Raw genomic sequence first — 13,104 nt, 5'->3', positions numbered from 1 at the left:
AAAAAGGTAGCCTGGCAAGGCCAGGCAGGATAAGTAGCTGCCGATCAGGTGGCCGGGGATCGGTTGCTAGGCCGCCAGCGGGGAAGCCTCGGGCGCGCGGCGCAGCAAGTCGCCATGCTGGCGGCAAAATGCCAGGCCCGCCTTGTGGCCCACGTCGAACAGCAACTGCATGTTCGAACTGGACCAGTCCAGCGTATCGGGCCAGTGCTGCTCCGGGATGCCGCCCATCAAGTCGAGCTTGAGCAGGCGCCGCTTGGGCTGGCCCGTGCGCGCATCCGTGTTATGTTCGAGTTCGAACAGGCGCAGCTCGCTCTTGGAAATCTTGACCAGCGGCGTGATGATGGAGCGCACCCAGGCGTCGTACAGGTTGCGCGGCTTGCGCAGCAGTCGCTCGTCGCCGAGGATGTCGAGGATGACCAGGGTGTCGGCGTCATGGTGCTCGCCCTTGCCTTCGATGAACGGGTCGAAATTGAGCGTATCGAGCGCCGCGCCTTCGATGTAGTCGTCGCCGGCGATGGTCGTGGGCGCATACAGGAAGGGAAACGACAACGCGGCGCGCACGTGGATAGCTTCGATCTCGTGCTTGCCCCAGATTTGCATGCGGTGCTCGCTGAGGTTGTAGGCATTGATGTAGAAATCGGGGCGCATGCGGGCCACGCCCGAGAAATCCACGGCTTTTTCCAGGAAGGGCAAGTGCGCGCACAGGCCCAGGCTTTTCGCCGAAAGGTCCGATGGCGACAGCGACGACACCATCAGCTTGCCCCAATCCGACCAGGCCGTGGGTACGCCCGCAAACGTTTGCTGGAATGCCTGGAAAAAAGGATTGTTGGCCGGCGGCTGGAAGGCGTCGCGGAAAGTGCTCGCGTGCATGCCCGGCTTCTGGAACACCTTGTAGTTGATCGGGATCATCTTGTAGATGCTGTCGGCCACGCCCGTGTCGGCCCAGCTTTGCAAGGCCTGGCGCGGCGTGGCCTCGTGCGGCGTCGTGTAAAGCAAACCCATCAACACGCCGGCGCCCGAGGCGGAAATGACGTCGAACTCGATGCCCTCGTCAAGGAAAGCAGCCAGGGCGCCGGCGATCAAGGTGGAATTTGGTGCGCCGCCACCCAGCAGCAAACCCGTTTTGCGGGCCGGTTTCGCTGTCGTGGCTGGCGCCGGATCCTGCGGCGTCGTAGTGACTGTCTTCATGCACACTCCCTGAACGGAACGGGGTTACCATCCCTTAATTGTTGGTTACTACACGCTTATGGCGCCTAATCCTGCACATGTTCCCGCAAGCGACCAGCCGATGCAATGTTGCAGAAACAGATATGAAATTAACATAAATAAATTCCTTATGGCAATTTCCATAACGAATGACGGGTATTCAGGAAGGCCATAAGTTGATGCCGTGCGGCATGGCGTGATGCGGCGCAGCAAATATAAATCCAGCGGCGTTAGGAATAATCGTTTTGGGGTAGGAATATTCCCCAAGCAGCCGCCAGCGCGGCGGCCAGGGCCATCAAAGGGATGATGCAGGGTCGGGAGGGGGCGGAGAAAAATGCAGGTGGGTACACAAATGGTCAACAAAGACGCGGATTTTAGGTGACAGGTGACGGCTCGACGGCCACAGCACCCAGAACTTGCTCGAGTACAACAGGCAATCGGCCAGCACGGCTTGCAGTTCGCCGCGCGCGATGGCGTCGCGCACGATAAAGTCAGGCAGGTAAGCCAGGCCCACGCCCTGCGTGGCGGCGCCGATCAAGGCCTCGATATTGTTGCAGGTCAAGGCAGTCGGCAAGCGCAACTCGCCGCCGCTGTCGCCGTCGGCCCGCTGCAGCGCCCATTCCTGCAGCTTGCCCGTGGTGGGAAATTTATAGCGCACGCAGGCGTGCCCTTCCAGCGCGCGTGGCGTGGCCGGCACGCCGTGACGGGCGAAATATGCGGGAGAGCCCACGATGGCAAAAGCAAACGGCCCCAGCTCGCGCGCCATCAGCCGCGAATCCGTCAAGGTGCCGCTGCGCACGGCCACGTCGACGCCTTCGGCCACAACATCGACCAAGCGGTCGTTGAAATCGAGGTCGAGCTCGATCTCCGGGTACCGCCGCGTAAACTCTGCCAGCAGGGGCAGGATGATGCGGTAGCCGATCACGGGCAGGCTGACGCGCAGCTTGCCGCGCGGCGCCTCGGCCAGGTGCGACAGTTCCGCCTCGGCATCACCGAGGTCGGCCAGGATGCGCTGGCAGCGTTCGTAAAACAGCGCACCCTCGTTGCTCAGGCTGATGCGCCGCGTGCTGCGGTTGAGCAGGCGCACGCCCAGCTTTTCTTCCAGCCGCGCCACGCTCTTGCCCACGGCCGAGGCCGACACGCCGAGCAGCCGCCCGGCCGCCACATAACTGCGCGTTTCCGCCGCGCGCACGAAGGCGGCAATGCCATTCAGATTATCCATGCCATCTCGCCATCTCGATTAGGGAATATTTGTCCGTTATGAGTGGATTTTCAGCCACTTTTTCATTGATTACGCCCATATTATCATCGGATTCCCTCTTTCTGGAATCATTCCCATGGATACGAATCTCTCCGCGCCAGCCACGGACCAAGCGACAGCCCGGCGCGCCTTCGTGCTGGCCGCCGTCTGCCTGGCCGCCTTGTGCATGCCGCTCAGTTTTACGGGACCGGCCATCGCCATTCCCGCCATCGCCGCCGACCTGCACGGCACGCCGCTGGCGCTGGCATGGATCACGAACGCCTTCATGCTCAGCTTTGGCGGCTGCCTGATGGTGGCCGGCGCCCTGGCCGACCGCTATGGCCGCAAGCGCGTGTTCTTGCTGGGCATGGGCGTGTTTTCCGCCGCCGCGCTGGCACTGGCGGCCGCGCCCGGCATCCTGTGGCTCGACGTGCTGCGCGCCGTCCAGGGCCTGGGCTGCGCCATGGCCCTGTCGAGCGGACTGGCGGCCCTGGCACAGGAATTCGACGGCCCCGCCCGCGCGCGCGCCTTCAGCCTGATCGGCACGGCCTTCGGCGCGGGCCTGGCCTTCGGCCCCTTCCTGGCCGGCACCTTGATCACGCACACGGGCTGGCGCGCCATTTTTGTCGCCACTGCCGCGGCCGGCCTGGCCGCCCTGCTGGCCGCCGCGCGCGCCATGCGCGAATCGCGCGACCCGCAGGCGCAGGGCGTCGACTGGCCCGGCGCCCTGACGTTTACGGGTGCCCTCTCCTTGTTTACCTATGGCTTGCTGCAGGCGCCCGACAGCGGCTGGGGCAGTGCTGCCAGCCTGGGACTGCTCGGTGGCGCGGCCGTGCTGCTGGGCGCATTCATCCGCCTGGAGCGGCGCGCGGCGCGGCCCATGCTGGACTTGACCCTGTTCCGCCTGCCCGCTTTTGCTGGCGTACAACTGCTGGCGGCAGCGCCCGCGTTTTCCTTTGTCGTACTGCTGGTATTGCTGCCGGCCCGCTTCATCGGCATCGAAGGCTACAGCGCGCTGGAAGCGGGACGCATGATGATCGCCCTGTCGGCACCCATGCTGGTGCTGCCGGTCCTGGCCGGCATGGCGGCGCAGCGCATTGCCGCCGCCCACATTTGCGCCAGCGGCCTGCTGCTGGCGGCGGGCGGCTTGCTGTGGCTCTCCACCTGCGCGCCAGGGCAAGCGCCCGCTACCTTGATCGGGCCGCTGCTGCTGATCGGCTGCGGCATCAGCCTGCCCTGGGGCTTGATGGATGGCCTGGCCATCAGCGTCGTGCCCGTCGAGCGGGCCGGCATGGCGGCCGGCATCTTCAATACGACGCGCGTGGCGGGCGAAGGCCTGGCGCTGGCCATCGTCAGCGCGCTGCTGGGTACGCTCACCGTCGCGGCGCTGGGCGGCGCCGGCATTGCCGGCATCGGCGCGGAGCAGGCGGCGCATGCCGGCCCCTTCCTGGCGCTGGGCGAGCTGCGCCATGCGAGCACCCTGCTGCCACACGCTCCCGCCGCCGAGCTGGCGCAAGCGTATGGCACGGCCTTCCGCCACTTGCTGTATGTGCTGGCCAGCATCACGACGGCGTCGGCCCTGTTGATCCTCGCCTTCCTGCGCCATCCGGCGAATGCGGCCGATGCCGCACGGGACACAGCCGCCCTGCCCGCCTGCAAGGCGCCAAACTAAGCCGCCCGGCTTTCCCGCGGCAACCATTCCCTGCCCCGCCATACCCGGCGGCGCCCACGCGCCGCCGCCCGCCTTTGATGTTTCTCTGCAACACCTCAAAAGTTTTCAAGAACAAAACGAGTTTACTTATCAAAGCGCTTTGAACTATACTCAAAGCGCTTTGAAACATAGTTAAAGCGCTTTGGTTGTGCAAATTGATGCGCGCCGATCCCACACCTATAAAAACACTGGAGACACAATGAACAAATTTTTCTTGAAAGCGTTGCCAGCGGCAGTGCTGATGGCCTTGAGTGCGTCGGCCCAGGCCGCCCTGCCGATCGACTTCGGCGGCTATATCCGCTCGGGCTTCGGCACCAGCAGCGAAGGCGGCAAGGAAGCGTGTTTCGGCCTGGCCGGTGCCTCGTCCAAGTATCGTCTTGGCAATGAGTGCGAAACCTACGGCGAACTGAAATTCGGCGGCGAAGCCTTCAAGGCAGCCAACGGCACCACCTTCCGCATCAATACCCTGGTGGCGTTTTCCGTCAACCAGAACCAGGACTGGGAGCAATCGGACCCGTCGTGGCGCGAAATGAACGTCGTCGCCGACAAGATCGGCACGGGCGCCTTCGCCGAAGCGCGCGCCTGGGTCGGCAAGCGCTACTACGACCGCCAGGACGTGCACATCACCGATTACTACTTCTGGAATAACAGCGGCCCTGGCGCCGGCCTGGAAAACATCGACCTGGGCGCCGCCAAGCTGGCCTACGCCGTCGTGCGCACGGCCGATGACGGCGACAGCAAGCGCATGGGCCTGTCCCACGACCTGCGCTTCTCCGGCATCAAGGTCAATCCCGATGGCGAACTGACCTTGGGCCTGCAATTCAACCAGAAGCGCAATGCGCAAGGCGCGGCCCCCATCGCCAGCGGCCACCTGCTGACCATCATGCATACGCAAGGCAATCTGCTGGGCGGCTTCAACAAGGTGGCATTGCAGTATGGCAAAGGCAGCGCAGCCAACACGGGCGGCTTCAGCCTGGGCGCCGGCAAGGATGACAAGGTCGTGCGTCTGACGGAACAGATCATGATCCAGCCCAAAGGCGCCTGGTCGGGCATGGGCACCTTCGTCTATGAAGACAAGGAAACGGCAGGCGTGAGCAGCAAGTGGACATCGATCGGCGCGCGCCCCGTCTACCACTTCACGGACAACTACAGCCTGGCCGTGGAACTGGGCCACGACATCGTCAAGCCGGAAGGCGGCGAAAGCCGCAACCTGACCAAGCTGACCTTCGCGCCGCAACTGTCGGCCGGCAACAGCTTCTGGTCGCGCCCCGTGCTGCGCGCCTTCTACACCTACGCCAAATGGAACAAGGCAGCCCAGTCGGCCGCCGCCGCGGAATCGGCCCTGTCGTCGACGGGCGTGTTTGGTGGCAAGACCAACGGCAGCTCCGTCGGTTTCCAAGTGGAAAGCTGGTGGTAATCGCAGGCCGCTAGAACGTCGGCAAGCGTCCCCGGACGCTTGCCGGTGGCAGCAACACCGCCCGCTTATCCAGGGGCAAGTAATATCCGGACCCACCATTTCGCCGCTGCACGCGATGGCCGGCAGCTTCAATGTAGTGATTCAGCAGTATCCTCTTTTAGCGCGGGCGCCCCTGGGTTTGCCCGCGTATTTTTTTGGGCGCTGCCGCCGCTTGTCATACCCCTGATCATTCCGGCATTTATCAGATAAACTACCCGTCATCGCACCGCATCGCTCCCGACCCACCCTGGATAGACCCCAACTGCAGCATCCATGAACCTCAAAAATCTCGCCAAAACGCTAGGAATATCCGAAACCACCGTCAGCCGCGCCTTGAATGGCTATCCGGAAGTGAGCGAACGCACGCGCGAGCGGGTGCTGGCCGCCGCGCAGGCGGCCGGCTACCGTCCCAATCCCATGGCGCGCAGCCTGGCTGTGGGACGCACGAATATCGTCGGCATCATCTACCCGCTGATGCCGAACGACCTGGCCGACCCCATGTTCATCGAAATCGTGGGTGGCATGTCGGAAGCGCTGGAAGCCCAGCAGATGGACATGATGATCGCGCCCGCCTCGGCCGGCAACGAATTCCACACCTATGAACGCATGGTCAAGGGCCGCCGCATCGATGGCCTGATCGTCGGACGCACGAAACCGTTCGACGAGCGCATCGCCTACCTGGCGCAGCAGGGCATGCCGTTTGTCGCCCATGGCCGCACCCAGCTGAACCAGCCGCACGCGTGGTTCGACTACGATAATGAGGCGGGCATGCGCCTGGCCGTCGAGCGCCTGGCGCAGCTGGGCCACCAGCGCATCGGCCTGATCAGCGCCACGCCGGACCTGAACTTCGTGCGCCAGCGCGTCGAGAGTTTCCAGCACGCCATGCAGGCGGGCGGCTTGGCCGTCGACCCCGACAATCTGGTCGACAATGCGCACGACCGCCGCGCCGGCTACCAAGCCATGCAGCGCCTGCTGGCCCGCTCGCCCCGCCCCACGGCCGTCATCGTCGACAATCACATGTCGGGCGTGGGCGCCGTGCGCGCCCTGCTCGACGCGGGCATCGCCATCGGCAGCGAAATGTCGCTGATCGTCTGGGGCGTGATGGAGGATTCCCTGGCCGGCCACAACGTCACCACCGTCGTCCAGCCCGACCCGCGCGGCGCCGGTGCGAAGATGATCCACATGCTGCTGGCCCTGATGGATGGCACGCCCGTCACCGACCTGCAGGAACTGTGGCCGTGCGAACTGCTGCCGGGCGAGTCGGCAGGGCCCGTAATACACGCATGATTTACCCCTAGAGCAAACTACTGGGGTCGGACCCTCAGGGTCCGACCCCAGCCTCCGCTTGGGGTTTCGTAGAACTCCCTCTTCCGCTCTGCTTTGCCTTCCTGAATCACCCTCATAAAAAAATCGTATGTCTGGCGCGTGTATCGCTTTACTTTTCAAAGCGCTTTGAACTATACTCATTTCATACCCAAAGCGCTTTGAATTTTAAAATAAGACGTTCGCCTACCAACCAGCAGCGCTGCCCTGATAGCCACGGCTACAGGCAACTTTTAAGAAATCATTCATGCCGACCATCCAGAACAATCTCGCCCACCTGCCCGCCGACTGGTGGCGCAGCGCCGTCATCTACCAGGTATATCCACGCAGCTTCCTCGACAGCAATGGCGACGGCATCGGCGACTTGCCTGGCATTACTTCCAAGCTCGATTACATCGCCGCCCTGGGCGCCGACATCGTCTGGATCTCGCCCTTCTTCACGTCGCCGATGAAGGATTTCGGCTACGACGTGGCCGACTTCTGCGACGTCGACCCCATGTTTGGCACACTGGCCGATTTCGACCGTCTGGTGGCGCGCGCCCATGAACTGGGCTTGAAAGTGATGATCGACCAGGTGCTGTCGCACTCGTCCGACAACCACCCGTGGTTCGTGGAAAGCCGCTCCAGCCGCGACAATGCCAAGGCTGACTGGTATGTGTGGGCCGACCAGAAGCCGGACGGCACGGCGCCGAACAACTGGCTGTCCGTGTTCGGCGGTTCCGCCTGGCAATGGGAGCCGCGCCGCGGCCAGTATTACCTGCACGATTTCCTCGCCAGCCAGCCCGACCTGAATTTCCACAATCCCGCCGTGCAGCAGGCCCAGCTGGACAATCTGCGTTTCTGGCTCGAGCGCGGCGTCGATGGCTTCCGCTTCGATTCCTGCAACTTCCCGTATCACGACCAGCTGCTGCGCGACAATCCGCCCGCAGTGCAGCGCGACGCGAGCAGCGTGTCGGCCATCAACCCGTACGGCATGCAGGCGCACGTGTACGACAAAACGCAGCCGGAAAACATCGCCTACCTGCAGCGCGTGCGCGCCGTGCTCGATGAATACCAGGCCATTTCCATCGGCGAAGTGGGCGACGACAATGCGCTGGCCACCATGGCGGCCTACACGGGCGCCGACAAGTTGCACATGGCCTACAGTTTCAACTTGCTGACGGCGGAGTTTTCGGCCGCGCACATCCGCACCCAGGTGGAAGAGTTCGAGGCGCAAGTGGCCGACGGCTGGGCTTCCTGGTCCGTGGGCAACCACGACAGCGTGCGCGTCATGACGCGCTGGGGCGGCGAGAATCCGTCGCCATCGCTGGCCAAGGTGGTGCTGGCCGTGCAGGCCGCGCTGAAAGGCACGCCTTGCCTGTACCAGGGCGACGAGCTGGCCCTGACGGAAGCGGACATTCCTTTCGAGGCGCTGCAAGACCCGTACGGCATCCCGTTCTGGCCCCAGTTCAAGGGCCGCGATGGCTGCCGCACGCCGATGCCATGGGTGGCCGATGCGCCGCATGGCGGCTTCAGCAATGCCAAACCTTGGCTGCCCGTGCCGCCCGAGCATCTGGCCCGCGCCGTTGATGTCGAGGAAAACGATTCCGCCTCGCCATTGCAGTTTGCGCAGAAGATCCTCGCCTGGCGCCGCACCCTGCCTCAATTGCTGCGCGGCGATATCGTCTTCTTCGATGCACCGGAACCCGTGCTGGCCCTGCGCCGCGACTTGCCCGGCCAACCGTCCGTCCTGGCCGCCTTCAACCTGGGCACGCAAGCGGTCACCTTCGCCTGGCCCGATGCGGCGCCAGCGGCCGACCTGGCCGGTCACGGCTTGCCGGGTAGCAAAGATGGCCAACAGCTCAGCCTGCCTCCGCATGGCGGCTGGTTCGGCACCCTGGCGTAAATCGCAGGCTTTGGCGGCCATGCCGCCAATTACAATAACGAGCCCCGCGCATCAGCGGGGCCGAACAACAGCGTATCAGTGCCTGGAAAAATCGTAGCGAGCGGATGAGAGTTGTGGCAGAGAAGCGCAGCTGTGCGAAGGCACAGTGAGCATCGCCAGCCGCAAATCTCGACGCGCAGTAGATTTGGCCAGGCACATTCAGTGAGATTGAGGACGACAGACATGGCTGGACTGAAGTTAACAGGCCTGAAGAAGGCATATGGCGACGTGCAAACCCTGCACGGCATCGACCTGGAGATCGCCGATGGCGAATTCATGGTGTTCGTGGGCCCGTCCGGTTGCGGCAAATCCACCTTGCTGCGCAGTATTTGCGGCCTGGAAGAGATCAGCGGCGGCGATTTATTCATCGGCAAGACCCGCATGAACGACGTGCCGCCCGCCAAGCGCGGCATCGCCATGGTGTTCCAGAGCTACGCCTTGTACCCGCACATGAGCGTGGCGCAGAATATGGCGTTCGGCTTGAAACTGGCCGGCATGAGCAAGGTGCAGATCGCCGACGCCGTGCAACGCGCCGCGCAAATCCTGCGCATCGAACCCTTGCTGGAACGCAAACCGAAGGACTTGTCGGGCGGCCAGCGCCAGCGCGTGGCCATCGGCCGCGCCATCGTGCGCAAACCCGACGTCTTCCTGTTCGACGAACCACTGTCGAATCTGGACGCCTCGCTGCGCGTGCAGATGCGCATCGAACTGGCGAACTTGCACCGCGAATTGCGCTCAACCATGATTTACGTCACGCATGACCAGGTCGAAGCGATGACCCTGGCCGACCGCATCGTCGTGCTCAACGCGGGCCGCATCGAACAGGTAGGCGCGCCGCTGGAGCTGTACCACCACCCCGCCAACCTGTTCGTGGCCGGCTTCCTCGGTTCGCCCCGCATGAACTTCCTCAAAGGCAAGATCCACAGCTATGCCGATGGCGTGGCCACCATCGCCACCAACGCGGGCGGCATGCTGCAGGCCGTCCTGACGCAGCCGCTGGCCAGCGGCACCCCCGTCACCGTCGGCGCACGTCCCGAACACGTGCAGGCGTGCGCGCCCGGCGCCACTGCCGCCATCACGGCCACCGTGCAGGCGGTGGAAAAACTGGGCGACATCAGCTATCTGTATGTGCAAGTACCGGGCGGCGACGAGCCGCTGGTGGTGCGCGCCGATGCGGAAACGGACTGGACCATTGGCCAAAGCGTGGCGCTGCAAGTGGCGCCCGCCCGCGTCCACGTGTTCGACGAGCATGGCCAGACCCGTACCTGATTCCGAATTTAAAGGGCCAGGCGCTACAGGCGCCGCCTGGCCTGGTTGTATCGTCTCAGCCTTGATACTTAACATAAAAAAAGACACTGGAGATTGACATGTCCTTCACACACGCGAAACGCAGCTTCATCAAAACCACCCTGATCGCCGCCGCCCTGGCCGGCATCGGCAACCTGGCCGCCGTCAGCATGGCGAACGCGGCCGAAGCAGGCACCCTCTTGATCTGGATCAATGGCGACAAGGGCTACAAGGGCCTGGCCAAGGTCGGCGAGGAATTCACCAAGAAAACAGGCGTCAAGGTCGTCGTCGAGCATCCGGAAGATGCGCCGAACAAATTCCAGCAAGCGGCGGCCGCCGGCAAGGGTCCGGACATCTGGATCTGGCCGCATGACCGCATCGGCACCTGGATCGACGCCGGCTTGCTGCAACCATTGACGCCAAGCAAGGAAGCGCGCGCCGCCATCCTGCCGCTGGCCTGGAATGCCTTCACGGTGGGCGGCAAGACTTGGGGCTACCCGATCTCCATCGAAGCCGTCGCCCTCGTCTACAACAAGGACCTGGTGCCGACGCCACCAAAAACCTTCGAGGAAATCGCCGCGCTGGACAAGAAATTGTCCGCTCAGGGCAAGAAAGCCATACTGTGGGATTACACGAACACCTATTTCACGTGGCCTTTGCTGGGCGCGGGCGGCGGCTTCCCGTTTGAAGTCAAGGCCGACGGCCGCTACGATGCAGCCAAGACGGGCGTGAACAATGCCGGTTCGCAAGCGGGCGTGAATGCGCTGATGACCCTGATCAACAGCGGCGCCATGCCGAAGGGCGCGGGCTACGCGGAAATGGAAGCCGGTTTCAATCAGGGCAAGATCGCCATGATGATCAACGGCCCATGGTCGTGGGACAATGCGCGCAAGTCGAAGATCAACTTTGGCGTGGCAACGATCCCTACCGTGGCAGGCAAGACGGCCACCCCATTCGTGGGCGTGCTGGGCGCGATGATTTCCAAGGCTAGCCCGAACAAGGACCTGGCCACGGAATTCCTGGAAAACCAGATGCTGCAGATCAATGGCCTGAAAACCATCAACGCCGACGTCCCGCTGGGCACGCCAGCGAACAAGGTGCTGTTCGCGGAATTGAAAGCCAATCCGAACATCCAGGCGACGATGGAAAGCGCGCAAGCGGGCCGTCCGATGCCGAACAACCCGGAAATGGGCCGCTTCTGGTCGTCGATGCAATCGGCGCTGGAAAACATCACGCAAGGCCGCCAAACGACCAAGGATGGCCTGGATGCGGCGGCAAAGCGGATTACGACCGCCAATTAAGCAGGTCAAGGCGTAGGTCGGATTAGGCCCGAAGGGCCGTAATCCGACACCAGCAGCCAACAATGTTGTCGGATTACGCGGCATAGCCGCTAATCCGACCTACGCCATCTCGTATCACTCCATCTTCACAGGTATCCATCGTGCGCAAGTTTATCGGCCCTACGGTATTGACCATCAGCATGGCGCTGGGTCTGTATCTGCTCTTCATGTTGTACATTTCCGGCCAGACCATGCTGGCCGCCGTTTTCCTCGGCTTGCTGACCCTGACGACGTTTGTCTTCACGTCGCCGCGCGCCTATGCCTACCGCTATCTGTTTCCCGGCATTACGGCGGTCATCGTCTTCGTGCTGCTGCCGATGGTGTACACGGTGTCGATCGGCTTTACCAATTTCAGTTCGCGCAACCTGCTCACGTATGAGCGTGCCACGCAATACCTGCTCGACGAGACGCAGCGCGTGGAAAGCGCCGGCTATGCCATGACCGTGCATGCCGACAACAAGGAATACCGCCTGCGCCTGGAAAGCCCGGACACGGGCGAAGTGCTCTTGACGCAGCCGCTGGCCCTCAAGCGCGCCGTCCCCCTGAACGTGGAAGTGGCGCCGCTGGACCCCGTGCAGGCGCCCGTGCTGGCCGCGCCGCTGCCCATCAAGGACATCATCGCCCTGCAAAAGGACTTGAAGCTGCTTACCCTGGTCATGCCGAACAAGATCGAGCTGCGCATGGTGGGCTTGCGCGAATTCGGCCCCGTCGCGCATGTCTACAAACAACTGCCCGACAAGACCCTGAAGAAAATCGCCACGGGCGAGCTCGTGACACCGAACTTCAAGACGGGCTTTTATGAAATGCCGGACGGTACCAAGCTGGAACCGGGCTTCAAGGTCAATGTCGGCTTCGCCAACTTCGTGAAGATTTTCTCCGATGAAGCGTTCCGCGGCCCCTTCCTGCGCATTTTCGTGTGGACCATCGTTTTCGCCCTGATCAGCGTGGCCACGACGACGGGCCTGGGCATGGTGCTGGCCGTGCTGCTGAACTGGGATGCGCTGCGCTTCCGCGGCCTGTACCGCACCCTGCTATTCCTGCCGTACGCCGTGCCGGGTTTTATCTCCATCCTGGTCTTCAAAGGTTTGTTCAACAATAACTTCGGCGAAATCAACTTGGTGCTCGATGCCCTGTTCGGCATCAAGCCCGCCTGGTTCTCGGATACAACCCTGGCCAAGGCCATGATTTTGATCGTCAACACCTGGCTCGGCTATCCCTACATGATGGTGGTGTGCATGGGCTTGATCAAGGCGATCCCGTCGGACCTGTACGAAGCCTCGGCCCTGGCCGGCGCGGGACCGCTGACGAATTTCTTCAAGATCACGTTGCCATTGATCATCAAGCCACTGACGCCGCTGATGGTGGCCAGCCTGGGTTTTAACTTCAATAATTTCGTGCTGATCAGCTTGCTGACGGGCGGACGTCCCGATTTCCTCGACACCACCTTGCCGGCCGGCACGACGGACTTGCTCGTGTCCTACACCTACCGCATCGCGTTCGAGGATTCCGGCCAGAACTTTGGCCTGGCCGCCGCCATCTCGACCCTGATCTTCTTCCTCGTGGCCGCGATTTCGCTGGTCAATATGCGCCTGACGCGCATGAACAAAGCATAAAGGA

9 protein-coding genes are annotated in these 13,104 nt (G+C 62.9%); 7 read left to right on the top strand and 2 right to left on the bottom strand.

The features are described 5' to 3' along the window. Positions 1-66 precede the first annotated feature (66 nt). The gene (locus JAB1_RS05120; protein WP_070259166.1) at positions 67-1,188 is read right to left on the bottom strand and encodes a patatin-like phospholipase family protein; all 1,122 of its coding nucleotides are present in this window, start codon (positions 1,186-1,188) and stop codon (positions 67-69) included. A 313-nt stretch (positions 1,189-1,501) separates the two neighbouring features. Then, positions 1,502-2,428, bottom strand: coding sequence for a LysR family transcriptional regulator (locus JAB1_RS05115; protein ID WP_052140180.1), 927 nt, complete (start codon positions 2,426-2,428; stop codon positions 1,502-1,504). Positions 2,429-2,543: 115 nt separating this feature from the next. Here JAB1_RS05115 and JAB1_RS05110 point away from each other — a divergent pair, with 115 nt between their 5' ends. The 7 genes from JAB1_RS05110 to malF all read left to right on the top strand — a co-directional run bounded on the left by JAB1_RS05110 (position 2,544) and on the right by malF (position 13,100). After that, positions 2,544-4,118: an MFS transporter gene (locus JAB1_RS05110; RefSeq protein ID WP_070279062.1), complete on the top strand. Its 1,575-nt coding sequence runs from the start codon at positions 2,544-2,546 to the stop codon at positions 4,116-4,118. A 238-nt stretch (positions 4,119-4,356) separates the two neighbouring features. Beyond that, positions 4,357-5,574, top strand: coding sequence for a carbohydrate porin (locus JAB1_RS05105; protein WP_034783044.1), 1,218 nt, complete (start codon positions 4,357-4,359; stop codon positions 5,572-5,574). Positions 5,575-5,886: 312 nt separating this feature from the next. Further along, positions 5,887-6,900: a substrate-binding domain-containing protein gene (locus JAB1_RS05100; protein WP_070259168.1), complete on the top strand. Its 1,014-nt coding sequence runs from the start codon at positions 5,887-5,889 to the stop codon at positions 6,898-6,900. Between the two features lie 283 nt (positions 6,901-7,183). Next, entirely contained in the window at positions 7,184-8,821 is a 1,638-nt protein-coding gene (locus JAB1_RS05095; RefSeq protein WP_070279061.1) for an alpha-amylase family glycosyl hydrolase, read from the top strand. 222 nt (positions 8,822-9,043) lie between these two features. Next, positions 9,044-10,129 carry a sn-glycerol-3-phosphate ABC transporter ATP-binding protein UgpC gene (gene ugpC / locus JAB1_RS05090; RefSeq protein WP_070279060.1) on the top strand — a complete coding sequence of 362 codons (1,086 nt, stop codon included), beginning with the start codon at positions 9,044-9,046 and terminating at the stop codon, positions 10,127-10,129. Positions 10,130-10,227: 98 nt separating this feature from the next. Then, on the top strand, positions 10,228-11,448 hold the full coding sequence (gene malE, locus JAB1_RS05085) for a maltose/maltodextrin ABC transporter substrate-binding protein MalE (protein WP_070259175.1): 1,221 nt from the start codon (positions 10,228-10,230) through the stop codon (positions 11,446-11,448). A gap of 140 nt (positions 11,449-11,588) precedes the next feature. Then, positions 11,589-13,100: a maltose ABC transporter permease MalF gene (gene malF, locus JAB1_RS05080; RefSeq protein WP_071653298.1), complete on the top strand. Its 1,512-nt coding sequence runs from the start codon at positions 11,589-11,591 to the stop codon at positions 13,098-13,100. Positions 13,101-13,104: the final 4 nt, after the last annotated feature.

This window comes from Janthinobacterium sp. MP5059B (assembly GCF_001758645.1).
Lineage (GTDB): Bacteria > Pseudomonadota > Gammaproteobacteria > Burkholderiales > Burkholderiaceae_D > Janthinobacterium > Janthinobacterium lividum.
This window is presented reverse-complemented; position numbering and strand designations above follow the sequence as displayed.